The following is a 16,910-nucleotide window of genomic DNA, read 5'->3' on the forward strand; positions in this document are numbered from 1 at the left end:
TCCTTCCTGGGTGGGCCGATCGGTTCCCCCGTAGGTCGGTAGCGGCCCTATCCCGGGGCCACGAGTCGTGCCAGCACGTGCTCGGCCAGCTCCAGCGGCAGTGCGTCGGGGTCGGCGGCGCGCTCCAGGACGACGCCGGTGTCGAGGGCGAGCACGAGCTGGGCGAAGGTGCGCGCGGGGTACGCCGGCGCCAGACCGTCGCGTGCGAGGGCAGCGGTCACCGTCTCGGCGAACAGATCGATCGTGCGGTCGTGCAGCACGCGGTAGCGCGCGTTCAGCTCGGGGTCGTGTGCGGCGACCAGGCGGAACTCGATGAGCAGGCGCCCCCAGTCCGACCCGTGCCGGGACCGCCGGGCGCTGGTGCGCAGCAGGCTCCGCAGCGCGTCCGGGCCCGAGTGCTCGGCCACCAGGCGGCCGTTCTCCGCGGCGCGATCGACGATCCGCTGTTCCAGCAGCGTCAGGAACAGGTCCGCCTTGCCGGCGAACTGGGAGTACACGACGCCCTTCGAGAACCCGGCCTCCTCGGCGATGGCGTCGATCGTGGCCCCCGCGTAGCCGCGTGCCAGGAACGTGCGTCGAGCGGCGTCGAGCAGCAAGGTCCGGTTCCGCTCGACCTGCTGTGGCCGGGTGAGCCGCGTGGTCATGGACAGATTGGATACCGACGTTATCCGAGTGGCAAGGGTATTTGGACTCTGTCCGGCCTCCGGGAACGCCTCCGGGAACGACGGGAGCCGCGGCCCAGGGCAGGACCGCGGCTCGCGTCGTCGCGCCGGCGCTGCCGGCGAGGGGTGCTCAGGTGGTGGCCGCCTCCAGCGGGGTGAGCTCTCCGTCGACCGCGGTGACGAACAGGTGCTGGGCGACGCCGGCCGGCAGCGCCTTCCCGTCGAGGGTCACCGATCCGTCGACCGCCCGCGCCTCCATCGAGGCGCCCGGACGCACGCCGAGCTCGGCCAGCTCCCGCAGGAGGTCGGTGTTCTCCTGCAACTGCTCGCTGATCCGCTCGACCACGACCGTGCGCCCCTCCGACGTCGCCGTCGTCGACAGCAGCGTCAGGGAGTCCAGGACGGCGGAGGTCTCGCCGCCCAGCGACTCCTCGCCGCGCAGCGCGTCCAGGCCGGGGATGGGGTTGCCGAACGGCGACACCGTCGGGTTGCCGAGCAGGCTGAGGAGCTTGCGCTCCACCGCCTCGCTCATCACGTGCTCCCAGCGGCACGCCTCCTCGTGGACGTCGGCGTAGTCCAGGCCGATCACGTCGACGAGCAGGCACTCGGCCAGCCGGTGCTTGCGCATCACGGCGGTGGCCAGCTGGCGGCCCAGCTCCGAGAGCTGGAGGTGCCGGTCGCCCTCGACGGTCAGCAGGCCGTCGCGCTCCATGCGGGCGACCGTCTGGCTCACCGTGGGGCCGCTCTGGTGCAGCCGCTCGGCGATGCGCGCCCGCAGCGGGACGATCCCCTCCTCCTCGAGCTCGAAGATCGTCCGGAGGTACATCTCGGTGGTATCGATCAGGTCGTTCACAACTACTCCTCCGTGTCGGCGGCGAGTCTACGGGTGAGCGGCGCGCGGGCCGGTCCCGCGACGGGCGTCGGAGGGCCGTCGGCGCACGTCAGGGCCGGCAACGGGGCCGGGGTGGCCGGTGCGGCCACCGGGTAGCGTCCGACGCGGAAGCGGCACCGGCGCAGACGCGGTTCCGCCCGGCGTCGGGAGGGAGGTCGCGTGAGTGACTCCGTCGCCGTGATCTGGGACGACGCACTGCTGGGCTACACGATGGGCGGCGACCACCCGCTGCATCCGGTGCGGCTCGACCTCACGATGCGGCTCGCCGAGAGCCTCGGCGTCCTGGCCTCCGACCGGATCGAGCTGATGCGGCCCACGCCGGCCGACGAGGCGCTCCTCACCCTCGTGCACGACCCCGCCTACCTCGAGGCGGTCCGCCGCGCCCCGTCGGACCCCGGGGTGGGCCACGGGCTCGGAACCGCCGACAACCCGATCTTCGAAGGCATGTACGACGCGGCCGCGCTCATCGCCGGCGGCAGCGTGCTCGCCGCCCAGCAGGTGCACAGCGGGAAGTCGCAGCACGCGGTGAACATCTCCGGCGGCCTGCACCACGCGATGCGCGACTCCGCCTCCGGGTTCTGCGTCTTCAACGACGCCTCCATCGCGATCGCCTGGCTGCTGCGGCAGGGCTACGAGCGGATCGCCTACGTCGACGTCGACGTCCACCACGGCGACGGGGTGCAGGCGGCCTTCTACGACGACCCGCGGGTACTCACCGTCAGCGTCCACCAGACGCCGCTGACCCTGTTCCCGGGCACCGGCTTCCCCGAGGAGACCGGGGACCCGCAGAAGGCCCTGGGCAGCGCGGTGAACCTGGCCCTGCCCAACGGCACCGACGACTCCGGATGGCTGCGCGCGTTCACCGCCGTCGTGCCCAGCGTCCTGAAGTCCTTCGCGCCGCAGATCCTGGTGACGCAGAACGGCTGCGACGCCCACCACGAGGACCCGCTGGCCGACCTCGCCCTCACCATCGACGGTCAGCGCGCCAGCTACCGCGCCATGCACGAACTGGCCCACGAGGTGAGCGACGGGCGCTGGATCGCGCTCGGGGGAGGTGGCTACGGACTGGTGCGCTGCGTCCCCCGAGCCTGGACGCACCTGCTCGCCGAGGTGAGCGGCGATCCGCTGGACCCGCACACCGAGATCCCGCAGGCCTGGCGGGACGACGTCGTCGCCCGCGGGCTCCGGTCGCGGCCACCGACGCACATGACCGAGGGCGGCTACACCGGCTTTTCCCGCTGGGACAGCTTCACCGAGTCCCGGGTGGACCGCGCCGTCCAGCGCACCCGCCGCGCCTCGTTCCCCTACTTCGGCCTGGACCCGGACGACCCCCGTGATTGAGCACCACCCAGCCCCCCACCCCTCGCACGCTCGCGGCGCGACTCTGCTGGGCGGCCGGAGGCTGCTGTGATGACCGAAGAATCCGTAGACCCGGCACCGCCCCCGCACTGGGAGGCAGACATCGTGGCCGCCGACGGCGGCACCGTGCACCTGCGGCCGATCCGCCCGGAGGACGCCGACGGCTTGACCGGGCTGATGGATCGCAGCAGCGACCAGACGCGCTACTACCGGTTCTTCGGGCCGATGAAGCGCCTGTCGGACAAGGACCTGCACCGGTTCACCCACGTCGACCACGACAAGCGGGTCGCGTTCGTGATCCTGCTCGGCGACCAGGTCGTCGCGGTCGGCCGCTACGACCGGTACCCCGACACCGACGACGCCGAGGTCGCCTTCCTGGTGGAGGACGCGCACCAGGGCCGCGGCCTGGGGTCGGTGCTGCTCGAGCACCTCGCCGCCGCGGCGCGCGAGCGCGGGATCACCCGCTTCGTGGCCGAGGTGCTGGCGCAGAACAGCAAGATGGTGCGGGTCTTCCAGGACGCCGGCTACAAGGCCGCGCGCTCCTACGAGGACGGCGTCGTCCACCTGACCTTCCCCATCGCGCAGACCGAGGACGCCCTCGCGGTCACGTACGAGCGGGAGCAGCGCAGCGAGTCGCGGTCGATCGCCCGGCTGCTGACGCCCTCGTCGGTCGCCGTCGTCGGCGCCAGCAACGACGAGGGCAAGATCGGCAACGCGGTGCTGCGGCACCTGCTCGACTACGGGTTCGCCGGACCGGTCTACCCGGTGAACCCCGGCGCCCGGCACGTCCGGGGGGTACCCGCCTACGCCGACCTGGAGTCGATCCCCGACGACGTCGACCTGGCCGTCCTCGCGGTTCCGGCCGACGAGGTGGCAGAGGTCGTGGAGGCCGCCCGGCGCAAGCGGGTCCGCGGGCTGGTGGTCATCTCCGGGGGGTTCGGCGAGTCCGGCCTCGAGGGTCGTGACGCCGAGCGTCGCCTCGTCGCTGCCGCCCGGGCGTCGGGGATGCGCGTCGTCGGCCCCAACTGCCTGGGCATCGTCAACACCGACCCCGAGGTGCGGCTCAACGCCAGCCTCGCCCCGATGGTCCCCGGCCGCGGGCGGGTCGGCTTCTTCGCCCAGTCCGGCGCGCTGGGCGTCGCCCTGCTCGAGCGGGCCCGCAGCCGCGGCATCGGCCTGTCGACCTTCGTCTCGGCCGGCAACCGCGCCGACGTCAGCGGCAACGACCTGCTCCAGTACTGGGCCACCGACCCGGCGACCGAGGTCGTGCTGCTGTACCTGGAGAGCTTCGGCAACCCGCGCAAGTTCGCCCGCCTGGCCCGCACCGTCGGGCGCACCAAGCCCGTCGTGGCGGTGAAGAGCGGCCGGCACGTGGGCATGACGCCGGGACTCGCGGGCACGTCGGTGGCGGTCCCCGAGCAGTCGGTGGCCGCGTTGTTCGCCTCCGCCGGCGTCATCCGGGTCGACACGGTCGCCCAGCTGCTCGACGTCGGCACCCTGCTGGCCCACCAGCCGCTGCCCGAGGGTGACCGGGTGGCCATCGTCGGCAACTCCACCGCGATGGGGGCGCTGGTCGCCGACGCCGTCCTCGAGGAGGGGATGCGGCTGGCGCACGAGGCGCCGGTCGACATCGGTGTGACCGGGGGACCGGAGCGCTTCCGCGCCGCGCTGCAGGAGGCGGTCGACGACGAGCGGGTCGACGCCGTCGTCGCCGTCTTCCTGCCCCCGCTCATGGCCGGCTCCCAGGAGTACGGCCCCGCCCTGCGCGAGGTGGCCCGGCACGCGGCGAAGCCGATCGTCGCCACCTTCCTGTCCACCGAGGGGATCCCGCCCGAGCTCGCGGTCCTCGACGAGACCGACATGCCGGGGCGCGGCTCGGTGCCGTCGTTCGCGACCCCCGAGCGCGCGGTCATCGCCCTGGCCAAGGTGGCCGAGTACGCCCGCTGGCGACGCCGTCCGGTGGGTGAGGTGCCCGAACTCCCCGACGTCGAGGAGGACGCCGCCCGGACGCTGGTGCGCGGCGTCCTCGCCGCGGCCCCGCAGGGCCGGGAGCTGACCGACGACGAGCTGATCGAACTGCTCGCCGCCTACGGCATCCCGCTGCTCGCGACCCGCACCGTCACCGACGCCGACGCGGCCGTCGCGGCGGCGACGGAGGTCGGCTACCCGGTCGTGCTCAAGTCCACCGCACCCTGGCTGCGGCACCGGTCCGACCTCGGCGGCGTCCGGCTGGACCTGCCCGACGCCGAGGCGGTGCGCACCGCCTTCGCCGCGATCCCGTCGGGCGACCCGGTGATCGTGCAGGAGATGGCCGCCCCGGGGGTGGCGACGGTCGTCGAGATCGTCGACGACCCGTCCTTCGGCGCGCTGGTCAGCTTCGGGCTCGGCGGAGTGGCCACCGACCTGCTCGGCGACCGGGCCTTCCGCACCCTGCCGCTCACCGACCTCGATGCGGCCGAACTGGTGCGCGCGCCCCGGGCCTGGCCCCTGCTGGACGGCTACCGCGGGTCCGAGCCGGTCGACGTACCAGCGCTGGAGGACCTGCTGCTGCGGGTGGCGCGGCTGGCCGACGACCTGCCCGAGGTGCTGCGGCTCACCCTCGAACCGGTCATCGTCGGGCCGCCGAAGCCCTGGCACGGGGGGCGCTCGCTCGTGGTGGCCGGCGGCACGGCCCGCGTCGGCCCGCCCACCGCGCGCGTCGAGCCCGGCCCCCGCCGCATGCGGTCACCGGTCTGATCGCGGGTCACCCGCCAGGCACCCGGGCGGCCACCAGGTGCCCCCGGAGCGGCGCGTCGAGCCGACCCGTGGGCCCGACGAACGGCGCCAGGACGTCCTCGGCCCCGGCACGGATCCGCGCGTAGACGTCGGCGCTGATCCGGTCGACGAGGGGTGACCCCTCCACCTCGGTCGCGGCCAGCTGGCCCGGTGAGTCGAAGGCGGCGGTACCCAGGTGGGTCCACGTGTCGGTGACCTCCAGGCGGGCGGACGCGACCAGGTCGCTCAGCACGACGAGGTCACCGCAGGCCCAGTAGGCGCCGAGCAGGGACGCCGCCTGGGAGCCGGCGGCCCGCACGGCCATGTCGACGAAGGGCCCGTAGGCGGGCTGGGCGTCCAGCGAGGCGGGCACGGCCAGCGCGACCACCCCACCGGGCCGGGCGACCCGGACCATCTCCCGCAGGGCGGCCAGCTGGTCGGGGAAGAACATCAGCGCCATCTGGCAGAGGGCCACGTCGAAGCTCCCGTCCGCGAACGGCAGTGCGGCGACGTCCCCCTGCCGCCACTCGAGATCCGGCCGGACCCGGCGCGCGACGGCGAGCATCCCCTCGTTGAGGTCCACGCCGGTCACGCGTCCGGTCGGGCCGACCCGCTCGGCGGCCGTCCGCGCCGCTATCCCGGTGCCGCAGGCGACGTCGAGGACCGCCTGCCCGGTCCGGACCCCGGCGATGTCGCAGAGGAGCGGCGCCCATTCGGCGAAGATCGCCGGCACGAACCTGGCCTCGTACTGCTCGGCCGCCTCGACCGAGACCTGGAAGTCCTCCGTGGTGGTCATCGAACTCTCCTCCGGCTGCGTGGCGGGACGCCTCGACGATGGCGCCGGATCGGCTCCGCGTCATGGGTGCACGCACCCATGACCGTGCCCTGATTCCGGGCCCTGAGCGGAACCGGCGGCCCGAGGGCGGTGGGATGCTTCCCGCATGGCCTCGACCGGCCGGAACCTGCTGCCCGCAGACCTCGTCGCCACCGGGTGGACGGCGCTCGAGCGGGGTGACTGGGCCGCGGCCCGGCCGCTGTTCGCCACCGCTCTGGAGGGGACGGACGTCCCCGAGGCCTGGTACGGGCTGGCCCGCGCCGCGGAGTGGGCGGGCGACTTCGGCGCGGCCGTCACGGCCTACGAGCGCGCCTACAGCGGGTACCGGGCGCGCGGAGAGACGGCGCTGCCCGCGCTGATCGCCGGCCGGGAGCTGGCCTTCCTGCACGCGGCGGTCTACGGGAACGGCGCGGCCGCCGGCGGCTGGCTGGCGCGGGCGAGGGGGCTTGCCGACGAGGCAGGCGACTGCTCCGAGACCGGGTGGGTCGAGCTCGCCGAGGCGATGGTCACCGACGACCCGGACGCGATCGACGCCCACGTGGACGTGGCGACCGGCATCGCGCGGCGCGCCGGCGACCAGGACCTGCACTTCTGCGCCCTCGGGTACGCGGGCGCGAGCCTGGTCCTCCGCGGGCGGGTCGCCGAGGGGATGCGCCGGGTCGACGAGGCGGCCCTGGCGGCGACCACCGGGGAGGTCCGCGACCACCTGGTCGTCGGCGAGATCTACTGCAAGATGCTGCTCTGCTGCGAGCTGGCCCTCGACGTCCGGCGTGCGCAGGAGTGGATCGCCGTTGCCGACGCGTGCGGTCGTGCTTCCCACGACCTGTGGGTGTCGGCGATCTGCCGGATGCACTACGGCGGCATCCTCGTCGCGGCCGGCCGCTGGACCGAGGCGGAGGAACAGCTGGCGTCGTCGCTGCGGCTGCACGACGCAGGCATGCGGGCCCTGCGCGCCGGCGCCGCGGTCCGGCTGGCCGGGCTGCGGGTGCGGCAGGGGAGGTTCGCCGAAGCCGCCCGGCTGCTCGAGGGTCACGAGGCCGACCAGCAGGCGATCGTGCCGACGGCCCTGCTGCACCTGGCCCGCGGTGAGCTCGACGTGGCGGACGCGGTGCTGCGCCGCTCGCTCGACGCCGCCCGGACGGGTCTGCAGGATGCGCCGGTCCTCGCACTGCTCGCCGAGGTCCGTGCGGTGCGGTGCCACCGGTCCGAAGCGGAAGAGGTGCTCGCCCGGCTGCGCGCCCTCGCCTCCCGGACCGGGCTGCCGCACGTCCGGGGGCTCGCCGAGAGGGTCGCCGGACTGCTCGCCGGCCGCTCGGCGCTGCTGCACCTGGAGGCCGCGCTCGTCGCCTTCACCCAGGCGGAGCTGCCCTACGAGGCCGCTCGGTGCCGGCTGGCCATCGTCCGTGCCCACCGGACCGACCTGCCCGAGCTGGCTGCCGCCGAGGCGCGCGCGGCACTGGAGGTGTTCCGCACCCTCGGCGCGCGCCGGGACGCCGACGAGGCGGCGCAGCTCCTCCGCGAGCTCGGGGTCCGGATCCCCGCACCCCGGTCACCGCGGACGCCGGCAGGGCTCACCCCGCGGGAGTGCGAGGTGCTGCGTCTGGTCGTGGACGGCCTGTCGAACCAGCAGATCGCCGACCGGCTGTTCCTGAGCAAGCGCACCGTGGAGCACCACGTGGGACACGTCATGGCCAAGATCGGTGTCGACACCCGGTCGGAGCTGATCGCCGTCGGGCTGGCGCGTGCGGAGCTGACCTGGCTCAGCACACGGGGCCCTGGCTCACCGTCGATCGTGAGCCAGGACCCCGTGTGATCAGGTCACCTGATCGACATCACGCCAGGTAGTCGCGGAGGGCGTCGGCGCGCTGCGGGTCGCGGAGCTTCGCCATCGTCTCCCGCTCGATCTGGCGCACCCGCTCGCGGGAGAGCCCGAACTGCTTGCCGATCTGCTCGAGCGTGCGCGGCTGGTGGCCGTCGAGACCGAACCGGAGGATGACGACGTCCCGCTCGCGGTCCTCCAGCGTCGACAGGACCGTCCGGACGTCGCCCTTCATCATCTGGAACGCGACGGCGTCCTCGGCGACGGCGGCGTCGGCGTCCTCGATGAAGTCGCCCAGGCGGGACTCCTCGTCGGCGCCCACGGTCTGGTCGAGGCTGACCAGGTCACGGCTGTACTCGAGCAGCTCGGTGATGCGCTCCTCGGGCATGTCGAGCTCGAGGCCCAGCTCCTCGGGGGTGGGCTCGCGCTCCAGCTCCTGGTGCATCCGCCGGCGGGTGCGGACCACCTTGTTGACCTGCTCGGCCAGGTGGACGGGCAGCCGGATGGTGCGCCCGGAGTCGGCCATCGCCCGGGTGATCGCCTGGCGGATCCACCAGGTGGCGTAGGTCGAGAACTTGAAGCCCTTGGTGTAGTCGAACTTCTCGACCGCGCGGATCAGGCCGACGTTGCCCTCCTGGATGAGGTCCAGGAACGTCATGCCGTGGCCGGTGTAGCGCTTGGCCACGGAGACGACCAGCCGGAGGTTGGCCTCCAGCAGGTGCGCCTTGGCGGCCTTGCCGTCGATCGCGAGCGCCTTGTAGTCGCGCTTGCGGGCGGCGGTGAGCCCCTGCTTCTCCTTCAGGAGACGGTCGGCGTACAGCCCGGCCTCGATGCGCTTGGCCAGCTCCACCTCCTGCTCGGCGGTGAGCAGCGCGGTCTTGCCGATGGTGTTGAGGTACACGCGGACCAGGTCGGTGGACACCAGTCCGCTGGTGTCTGGCTCGCGGCGCGGGGCGCGCACGTCGAGGGAGTCTGTGGGGGAAGACTGGAGCAGCGTCACGATGTGTCTTCGTCCTTGCCTGTGGTTCGGGATGCATCCGCCGGTCATCGGTGGTGCGGCGTCGACGCGTCCCGGGCGTCTTGTGCCAGGAACCCCGGTGTCTCCGGTGCGGTCCCGAGCTCTCTGGTCCGATGTGGTACGCCCTGCACAACGGCGCGGACGGGGTGCTGTGTTCCGCCGGCGCGCCGTTCACAGGAAACCGACAGGGAGTGTGTTCGGTCACGCCCCTGTACCCGTCGGCACGGCACCCGCAACCGGGGAGATCCGACCGTTGTCGTTCAGACTTCCAGCAGCAGCGTCATCGGCCCCTCGTTCACCGACGTGACCTGCATCTTCGCCCCGAAGACCCCGGTGGCCACGGCCGCGCCGCGGCGCCGCAGCTCGCCGACGACCTCGTCCACCAGCGGCTCGGCGAGCTCTCCGGGTGCGGCGTCCTGCCAGGAGGGTCGCCGGCCCTTGCGCGTGTCGGCGTAGAGGGTGAACTGGCTCACGACGAGCAGCGGGAGGCCGAGGTCGGCCGCCGAGACCTCGCCGTCGGGGCCCGGGAAGATCCGCAGCTCGTGCATCTTGCGGGCCAGTGCTCGGGCCCGGTGGGCGTCGTCGTCGCGGGACGCCCCGACCAGTGCCAGCAATCCCGGCCCGATCTCCCCGACGACGGCCCCGTCGACGGTTACAGCCGCTGTAGCGACCCTGCTCACCACCGCGCGCACGGGTTCATCAGAGCATGTCGGTGGCCGACTCCACGGTCCAGGGGCGGCGCGAGGCGCCCATCGACCGACAGGAACGTCGCCAGCCGCCCGCTGCCCGACAGCAACCCGCTCGTCGCCTGGTCCCACATCACCTGGGCGATGGGGTCGGAGCGACCTGGGCGATGGGGTCGGAGCGACCCGACGACGCACCCCGCGGGAAGGCACATCACGGACCGGACCGGCGGAGAAACGTTCGGACCGCGGCGTTGAAGAGCTCGGGCGCCTCCACAGCGCTGACGTGACCCACGCCGTCCAGGACGACCAGCTCGGAACCCGGGATGGCTGCGTGCAGGGTCTCGGCGACGGGGAGCGGGGCGCGCGCGTCCTGATCACCGCAGAGCACCAACGCCGGGACCGACACCCGGCCGAGCACGGAGCGCAGATCCGCCTCGGCAGAAGCTCTGGCCATCGCGCGGAAGCCGTCGGGGTGGAACTGCCGCATCGAGGCCGAGAACGCGGTGACGCGCTCCGGGGCTGCGGAGCGCGAGAACATGCTGGGCAGCATCGCCTCGACGAAGTCGTCCGGCGGCAGGTCGGCCACGTCGAGGCAGAAGCGCAGCCTCTCGGCGACCGTCTCGGGGGGCAGCGATCCGGCCCACCCGGCGTAGGCGCCGGCCAGGACGAGTGTCCGCGGCAGGCCCGGGTGCCCGCGGTAGAGCTCGAGCGCCATCGCCCCGCCGAACGAGAGCCCGGCGACGTGCGGGTGCTCCAGCCCCAGCTCGGCCACGAAGCCGGCGAGGCACTCCGCGAACTGGGGCAGGCGGAACCAGTCCGGGGGATCGGCCGACCCTCCTGCGCCGGGGCCGTCCCAGGCGACGACGGTGAACTCGTCGGACAGCGCCTCGAGCTGGCCGCCCCACGTGCTGGACGCGTCTCCCACGAACCCGTGCACCAGGACCAACGGCGGCCCGTGTCCGGCGCGCCGGTAGGCGATGCGGAGCCCCTCGACCTCGACCTCGTCCACGGCAGACCCCCAGTCCGGAGCGCGCGACGACAGGGAGTGATCCTCCTCCGGCCGGGCCGACACTGGGGCGCGCGAGACCCGGCTCATCGGGGTCCCGGAGCGCGACACTGTGGGCCGTGGTCCGCTCCCCGGACGACGAGGGACTCCGACTGACCGAGTTCGTCGCGGCGATCTCACTGGCCACCGACCTGGTGACGGGCCAGCCGATGGAGCACGCGCTGCGGACCTGCCGGCTGTCGGTGACCGTGGCACGCCATCTGGGCCTGGACTCCGGAACGGTGGCCGACGTCCACTACGTCGCGCTGCTGAGGTTCCTCGGCTGCACGGCTGACGCGCCGGACATGGCGCACCTCGCCGGAGGGGACAACCTCGCCCTGATGGCCGCCTTCGCCCCGGTCTACATGGGGTCGGCCGGCGAGGGCCTCCGGACGCTGGTGCACGCCGCCGGCCGGGGCCGGTCATTGCCGCGTCGGGCCGGTCTCGTCGCCGAGGCGCTGGCCCACTCACGCACCGAGGTCTCCCACTGCGAGGTCGGTGCCCGGCTCGCGGCTCGACTCGGACTGGGTGCCGGGGTCGTCGAAGCACTGGCGCACGCCTACGAGCGGTGGGACGGCCGGGGCCTGCCAGGCGGCCTGTCGGGCGTGGAGATCCCGGTGCCGGTCCGCGTCGTCGTCGTCGCGCGCGACGCGGTGCTGTGGCACCGGATGGCCGGCACTGCCGCGGCGATCGACGTCCTGTCCCGGCGGCGGGGCAGGGCCTACGACCCGGCCGTCGTGGACGCGGTCCGCGCGGTCGGGCTCCCCGAGGCCGACGATCCGACGGCGTGGGAGGACGTGCTCGCGGGCGAGCCCGAGCCGGTGCACCGGCTCGGCGCCGTCGGGTTGGACCGTGCGCTGGCCGCGGTCGGGGACTTCGCGGACCTGCGGTCGACGTGGACGCGGGGTCGCTCCTCGCGGCTCGCCGCGACGGCACGCGCCGCGGGCCGGGCATGCGGGTTGCCCGCCTCCGACGTCGCGACCCTGACCCGCGCGGCACTGGTCGCCGACGTCGGGGCCGTCGGCGTCCCGAGCGGCGTCTGGGAGCGCCGGGGGCCGCTCGGCGTGGAGGAGAGCGAACGCGTGCGGCTGCACGCCTACCTCTCCGAACGCGTCCTCGGCCGATGCGCGGGCCTGCGTCCGGTCGCCGCGCTCGCCGGCGCCCATCACGAGCGGCTCGACGGTTCCGGCTACCACCGCGGCAGCGGTGCTCCGCAGCTGTCGAGCGCGGCGCGCCTCCTCGCCGCCGGCGACGTGTGGACGGCGCTCCGCGAGGACCGGCCGCACCGCCGTGCGCTGGCCGCGGCCGCCGCCCGCGACGTGCTGTGGCGCGAGGCCGCCGACGGCAGGCTCGACCGGACGGCTGTCGACGCGCTGCTGTCCGCGGACGGCCCGGCTGCCGCCCGCCCTCGCGCTCCTCGACCGGCGGGGCTCTCCGACCGGGAGGTGGAGGTGCTCCGGCTGATCGCACGGGGCCACTCCAACCGGGAGGTCGCCCGGCGGCTGTGGATCTCGGCGAAGACCGTCGGCCACCACGTCGAGCACATCTACGCCAAGATCGGCGTCACCACGCGCCCGGCCGCGGCCCTGTTCGCGATGGAGCACGACCTGCTCGGCGAATGGGGCGATCGCCCGATGCCGCTCCGGTAGGCCCGGACCACCCTGCAACCACCAGAACCGAGCGGTGGGAGGGGTGCACGATGGACGTCCGGACCGAGACCCGGCTGACGACCACATCACGCGACGGCACGCGGATCGCCTACTGGCGCAGCGGAGAGGGGCCGGCGCTGATCCTGGTGCACGGCGCCACGGCCGATCACTCGCGGTGGGAGACGGTGCTGCCGCTGCTGGAGCCGCACGTCGCCGTCTATGCGATGGACCGGCGGGGGCGCGGGCACAGTGGCGACGCGGCCGACTACCGGATCGAGGAGGAGGGCGCCGACGTGGCCGCCGTCGTGGAGGCCGTCGCCGACGCCACCGGCGGGCCGGTCGACGTGCTCGGCCACTCCTACGGCGGCCTGTGCCTGCTGGAGGCGATGGCGCTGACCGCCCGGATCCGGCGCGCGGTCCTGTACGAAGCCGGTGCCGGCGTGCCGACCGAGCCCGGCCTGGCCGACGAACTCACGGCGCTGCTGGCCGACGGCCGTCGCGAGGAGGTCGTGAGCGAGCTCCTCACCGTGGCCGCCGGCGTGACCCCCGACCAGCTGGCGAGCATGCGGACGCTGCCGTCGTGGCCGAACCGCGTGGCGGCCGCGCACACCGTCGTCCGGGAGGTGCGGGCGCACGACGGCTACCGGCTGCGGCCCGAACGGTTCGGCTCCCTCGCCGTCCCGACCCTGCTGCTGCTCGGCGCGGACAGCCCGCCCAGCGAGGCGGAGTCGACGGCCGCGGTGGCCGCCGCGCTGCCCGGGGCCCGCGTGGTCACCCTGGCCGGCCAGGGCCACGTCGCGATGCTGACGGCGCCGGACCTGTTCACCGCCGAGATCCTGACCTTCCTGCGGCGCAGCACGTGACCGTGAGCGGACGGCGGACACCGGAGGGCCGGTGAGCGTCCGGCGCCACGGGGAGCGCCCTACGGTGGGCCGGTGGACGACGGCGTCCGAGCCGCGCTGGCTGCATCGAGCCTCACATGCCTGCCCGTCCCGGCGACCCAGCGCCTGCTGACCCGGGCCCGCCTGGTGCGGATCCCGGCCGGCTCGGTCACCCATCGGGAGGGCGAGACCGCCGAGCACCTGGAGCTCGTCGTCGGCGGTCTCGTGCGGGCCTTCGTGACCGCGCCGGACGGCCGCACGCTGACCATGCGCTACTGCCGGCAGGGGGCGCTCATCGGCGCGGTGTCGATGTACGCGACCGGGTTCCGGATGCCCGCGGGCATCCAGGCCGTGGTCGACGCCGAACTGCTGCGGTTGTCCCCGGACGTGGTCCGCCGGACCGCGGCGGCGGATCCCCGCGTGGCCGACGCTCTCCTGCGGGAGCTGGCCGACCGTGCCCTCAGCTACATCCACGAGATCACCGGTAGCGCCTTCACGAGCGTGCGCCAGCGCGTCGCCCGCCATCTGCTGGACCTGGCCGCGCAGGAGGTTCGGGTCACCGGGGAGGCGCCGTCGGTGCTGACGGTCCCGGTCACCCAGCGGCAGCTCGCCGAATCCGTCGGCACCGTCCGCGAGGTCGTCGTGCGGGTGCTCCGTGACCTTCGGGAGGCGGGCGTCGTCTGCACGTACCCCGACCGCATCGACGTCGTCGACCCGATCCGGCTCAGCCGCGAACAGGGTGGAACCTGGGTTCCTGTCAGACCCCCGCGGTGAGCCCAGGCTGCCGTGCATGGCCATGACGAGGAGTGCAGAAGCCACCCCCACGCGCCGGCCCGGTCCGACCGCGGTCGCCGGACTGCGCCGCGTCCTCGGGGGAGAGGTGGTCGGTCCGGCCGACGACGGCTACGACGCGCACCGCCGTGTCTGGAACGGGTCGATCGACCGCCGTCCGGCGCTCATCGCCCGGTGCCGTGGGGTCGACGACGTCCGCGCCGCCCTCCGCTTCGGCCGCGACCAGCAGCTGCCGATCGCCGTCCGGAGCGGCGGCCACAGCTTTCCCGGGCTGTCGACCTGCGACGACGGCCTGCTCATCGATCTGCGCCAGATGGGCGGCATCCGCGTCGATCCCGACGCCCGCACGGCCGGCGCCCAGGCGGGAGTGCTGCTCGGGGAACTCGATTCGGCGACCCAGGAGCACGGACTCGCGGTGCCGGCGGGCATCGTCTCCCACACCGGCCTGGCCGGCCTGACCCTGGGCGGGGGGATCGGCTGGATCCAGCGCAGGTACGGCCTGACCGTCGACTCGCTCCTGTCGGCCGACGTGGTGACCGCCGACGGCGAGTTCGTGCGCGCGAGCCAGGACGAGAACGCGGACCTGTTCTGGGGGCTCCGCGGCGGGGGCGGCAACTTCGGCATCGTCACCCACTTCCGGTTCCGCCTCCACCCGCTGGGCCCGCAGGTCATGGCCGGCGCGACGTTCTGGCCGATGGAGCAGGCGGCGTCCGTGCTGCGGCGCCACCGCGACTGGCTCGCGGGCTGCCCGGACGAGCTGATGACGCTGGTCGTGCAACGGTTGGCTCCGCCGCTGCCCGTCGTCCCGCACGAGCTGGTCGGGCGGCCGGTGATCGCGGTCGTCGCCTGCTACGCCGGCGACGTGGAGGAGGGGGAGCGGGTGCTGCGGCCGATGCGCGACTTCGGCTCACCGGTGCTGGACCTGTTCGCGTCCAAGCCGTTCCTGGCTCACCAGCAGATGTTCGACCCGTCGTTCCGGCACGGGTGCTGGTACTACGTCCGCTCCTGCGACGTCGCCGAGCTCAGCGACGACGTCATCGACGTCGTCGTCGAGCACGGCCGCCGGATCAGCTCGCCGCTGAGCAGCATCGCGCTGTGGCAGATGGGTGGCGCGGTGGCGCGGGTCGGCGAGGACGAGACGGCGTTCAACGGCCGCGGGGCCGGCTTCACCTTCAACATCAACGGCAACACGGCGACCGCGGACGGGTTCGACGAGCAGCGGCAGTGGGCGCGCGACTACTGGTCCGCGCTCGCGCCCTTCCATACGAGCGTCTACGTCAACTTCCTCATGGAGGAGGGGGACGCTCGCGTGCGGGAGGCGTACGGGGAGGCGAAGTACCAGCGACTCCGGACGCTGAAGCGGAAGTACGACCCGGCGAACGTGTTCCGGATCAACCAGAACATCCGGCCGGACTGAGCAGGTCCCGGTCCACATGGCCCCGACTCACCCCCGCGGCCGGGGCATCGGGCAGGATCCCGGGACATGCCGACCGTCCGCATCGCCCAGGACCCGGCGGCCGACGAGCTGCTCGGCCGTGACCCCCTCGCGCTGCTGATCGGGATGCTGCTGGACCAGCAGTTCCCGATGGAGCGCGCGTTCTCCGCGCCCCGGCTGCTCGCCGACCGCCTCGGCGTGGACGCGCTCTCCGCCGACCAGCTCGCCGGGGCGGACCCCGAGGAGCTGACCCGCGTCTTCCAGGGGCCGCCGGCGCTGCACCGCTACCCGGGCTCGATGGCCGCGCGCACCCAGGATCTCTGCCGTCTGATCGTCGAGCGCTACGACGGCCGCGCCGAGAACCTCTGGGCCGACGGGCCCGACGGGGCCGCGCTGCTGAAGCGGCTGGGCGAGCTCCCCGGCTTCGGAGCGCAGAAGTCGAAGATCTTCCTGGCCCTGCTCGGCAAGCAGTACGGCGTCACCCCGCCGGGCTGGCGGGCGGCCGCCGGTGACTACGGGCTCGAGGGCTCGCGGCGCTCGGTCGCCGACATCACCGGGGCCGAGTCGCTGTCGGAGGTGCGGGCGTTCAAGCAGGAGCAGAAGCAGGCGGCCAAGAAGGCCGCCGCGAAGTAGCGACCGAAGCAGGGACCGGATGCGGGCATCCGCCCGCCCGCGGTGGCACGATGGGTTGTGCACCGCGCAGTGCCCGGGGGATCCCCGGAACCGCCGGCCGGAGAGGGATGGAGCCCGTGGCCTCGAGCCAGCAGTCCCCGCGCGAGCGCCGCCCCGAGCCCGTGCTGATCACCGAGGCGGAGCCCAGCGTCGCCGAGCAGCACGCCGCCCGGAAGAAGCGCTACGCCATCACGATGGGGATCCGGCTGGTCTTCATCATCCTGGCCGCGGTCTTCTACCAGATCGTCTGGCTGATGCTCCTGTTCGCGATCCTGGGCACGGTGCTGCCGTGGGTCGCCGTCGTCATGGCCAACGACCGACCGCCGAAGAAGAAGCTGCACGTCAACCGCTACGACCCCCGGCCCGACCGCGTCCTCGAGACCAAGCCCGCGCGCGTCATCGACGGCTGAA

15 protein-coding genes are annotated in these 16,910 nt (G+C 73.8%); 9 read left to right on the forward strand and 6 right to left on the reverse strand.

Annotated elements, in window-relative coordinates; genetic code table 11:
- Window positions 1–47: 47 nt before the first annotated feature.
- Together ABD644_RS05205 and ABD644_RS05210 are read right to left on the reverse strand one after the other, a co-directional pair.
- Window positions 48–644 (reverse strand): TetR/AcrR family transcriptional regulator, encoded by a 597-nt coding sequence (locus ABD644_RS05205; RefSeq protein WP_344687555.1) that lies wholly within the window; start codon window positions 642–644, stop codon window positions 48–50.
- A 148-nt stretch (window positions 645–792) separates the two neighbouring features.
- Entirely contained in the window at window positions 793–1,515 is a 723-nt protein-coding gene (locus ABD644_RS05210) for an iron-dependent transcriptional repressor DtxR (protein WP_344687557.1), read from the reverse strand.
- Window positions 1,516–1,713: 198 nt separating this feature from the next.
- Here ABD644_RS05210 and ABD644_RS05215 point away from each other — a divergent pair, with 198 nt between their 5' ends.
- Window positions 1,714–2,895 (forward strand): acetoin utilization protein AcuC, encoded by a 1,182-nt coding sequence (locus ABD644_RS05215; protein WP_344687559.1) that lies wholly within the window; start codon window positions 1,714–1,716, stop codon window positions 2,893–2,895.
- A gap of 69 nt (window positions 2,896–2,964) precedes the next feature.
- The gene (locus ABD644_RS05220) at window positions 2,965–5,649 is read left to right on the forward strand and encodes a bifunctional acetate--CoA ligase family protein/GNAT family N-acetyltransferase (protein ID WP_344687560.1); all 2,685 of its coding nucleotides are present in this window, start codon (window positions 2,965–2,967) and stop codon (window positions 5,647–5,649) included.
- A gap of 7 nt (window positions 5,650–5,656) precedes the next feature.
- On the opposite strand, the gene ABD644_RS05225 is transcribed toward ABD644_RS05220, so the two are convergent.
- Entirely contained in the window at window positions 5,657–6,463 is an 807-nt protein-coding gene (locus tag ABD644_RS05225) for a methyltransferase domain-containing protein (RefSeq protein ID WP_344687561.1), read from the reverse strand.
- 145 nt (window positions 6,464–6,608) lie between these two features.
- On the opposite strand from ABD644_RS05225, the gene ABD644_RS05230 reads away from it, so the two are divergent.
- Window positions 6,609–8,315: a LuxR C-terminal-related transcriptional regulator gene (locus ABD644_RS05230; RefSeq protein WP_344687563.1), complete on the forward strand. Its 1,707-nt coding sequence runs from the start codon at window positions 6,609–6,611 to the stop codon at window positions 8,313–8,315.
- Window positions 8,316–8,334: 19 nt separating this feature from the next.
- Here the strand turns inward: ABD644_RS05230 and sigB are convergent, their stop codons facing one another.
- The 3 genes from sigB to ABD644_RS05245 form a co-directional block, all read right to left on the reverse strand.
- On the reverse strand, window positions 8,335–9,321 hold the full coding sequence (sigB, locus tag ABD644_RS05235; protein WP_344687564.1) for an RNA polymerase sigma factor SigB: 987 nt from the start codon (window positions 9,319–9,321) through the stop codon (window positions 8,335–8,337).
- A gap of 278 nt (window positions 9,322–9,599) precedes the next feature.
- Window positions 9,600–10,019, reverse strand: a complete 420-nt coding sequence (gene dtd, locus ABD644_RS05240; RefSeq protein WP_344687565.1) for a D-aminoacyl-tRNA deacylase — start codon at window positions 10,017–10,019, stop codon at window positions 9,600–9,602.
- A gap of 217 nt (window positions 10,020–10,236) precedes the next feature.
- Window positions 10,237–11,034: an alpha/beta fold hydrolase gene (locus tag ABD644_RS05245; protein WP_344687566.1), complete on the reverse strand. Its 798-nt coding sequence runs from the start codon at window positions 11,032–11,034 to the stop codon at window positions 10,237–10,239.
- Between the two features lie 116 nt (window positions 11,035–11,150).
- Here ABD644_RS05245 and ABD644_RS05250 point away from each other — a divergent pair, with 116 nt between their 5' ends.
- The 6 genes from ABD644_RS05250 (at window position 11,151) to ABD644_RS05275 (ending at window position 16,909) form a co-directional block, all read left to right on the forward strand.
- Complete coding sequence (locus ABD644_RS05250) at window positions 11,151–12,719, forward strand: HD domain-containing phosphohydrolase (RefSeq protein ID WP_344687567.1); 1,569 nt, start codon at window positions 11,151–11,153, stop codon at window positions 12,717–12,719.
- A 50-nt stretch (window positions 12,720–12,769) separates the two neighbouring features.
- Window positions 12,770–13,582 (forward strand): alpha/beta fold hydrolase, encoded by an 813-nt coding sequence (locus ABD644_RS05255; protein ID WP_344687568.1) that lies wholly within the window; start codon window positions 12,770–12,772, stop codon window positions 13,580–13,582.
- Between the two features lie 72 nt (window positions 13,583–13,654).
- Window positions 13,655–14,374 carry a Crp/Fnr family transcriptional regulator gene (locus ABD644_RS05260; RefSeq protein ID WP_344687569.1) on the forward strand — a complete coding sequence of 240 codons (720 nt, stop codon included), beginning with the start codon at window positions 13,655–13,657 and terminating at the stop codon, window positions 14,372–14,374.
- Between the two features lie 22 nt (window positions 14,375–14,396).
- On the forward strand, window positions 14,397–15,809 hold the full coding sequence (locus tag ABD644_RS05265) for an FAD-binding oxidoreductase (protein WP_344687572.1): 1,413 nt from the start codon (window positions 14,397–14,399) through the stop codon (window positions 15,807–15,809).
- Window positions 15,810–15,875: 66 nt separating this feature from the next.
- Complete coding sequence (locus tag ABD644_RS05270; protein ID WP_344687573.1) at window positions 15,876–16,460, forward strand: HhH-GPD-type base excision DNA repair protein; 585 nt, start codon at window positions 15,876–15,878, stop codon at window positions 16,458–16,460.
- A gap of 107 nt (window positions 16,461–16,567) precedes the next feature.
- Window positions 16,568–16,909, forward strand: coding sequence for a DUF3099 domain-containing protein (locus ABD644_RS05275; protein ID WP_344687574.1), 342 nt, complete (start codon window positions 16,568–16,570; stop codon window positions 16,907–16,909).
- Window position 16,910: the final 1 nt, after the last annotated feature.

The sequence above is a fragment of the Blastococcus jejuensis genome (assembly GCF_039534705.1).
Classification (GTDB): Bacteria; Actinomycetota; Actinomycetes; order Mycobacteriales; family Geodermatophilaceae; genus Blastococcus_B; species Blastococcus_B jejuensis.

What these genes read in the sequence shown, in the direction of transcription:
- ABD644_RS05205 (WP_344687555.1), bottom strand. Translation starts at nt 644, where the DNA reads ATGACCACGCGGCTCACCCGGCCACAGCAGGTCGAGCGGAACCGGACC.
- ABD644_RS05220 (WP_344687560.1), top strand. Translation starts at nt 2,965, where the DNA reads ATGACCGAAGAATCCGTAGACCCGGCACCGCCCCCGCACTGGGAGGCA.
- ABD644_RS05225 (WP_344687561.1), bottom strand. Translation starts at nt 6,463, where the DNA reads ATGACCACCACGGAGGACTTCCAGGTCTCGGTCGAGGCGGCCGAGCAG.
- ABD644_RS05230 (WP_344687563.1), top strand. Translation starts at nt 6,609, where the DNA reads ATGGCCTCGACCGGCCGGAACCTGCTGCCCGCAGACCTCGTCGCCACC.
- ABD644_RS05255 (WP_344687568.1), top strand. Translation starts at nt 12,770, where the DNA reads ATGGACGTCCGGACCGAGACCCGGCTGACGACCACATCACGCGACGGC.
- ABD644_RS05265 (WP_344687572.1), top strand. Translation starts at nt 14,397, where the DNA reads ATGACGAGGAGTGCAGAAGCCACCCCCACGCGCCGGCCCGGTCCGACC.
- ABD644_RS05270 (WP_344687573.1), top strand. Translation starts at nt 15,876, where the DNA reads ATGCCGACCGTCCGCATCGCCCAGGACCCGGCGGCCGACGAGCTGCTC.
- ABD644_RS05275 (WP_344687574.1), top strand. Translation starts at nt 16,568, where the DNA reads ATGGAGCCCGTGGCCTCGAGCCAGCAGTCCCCGCGCGAGCGCCGCCCC.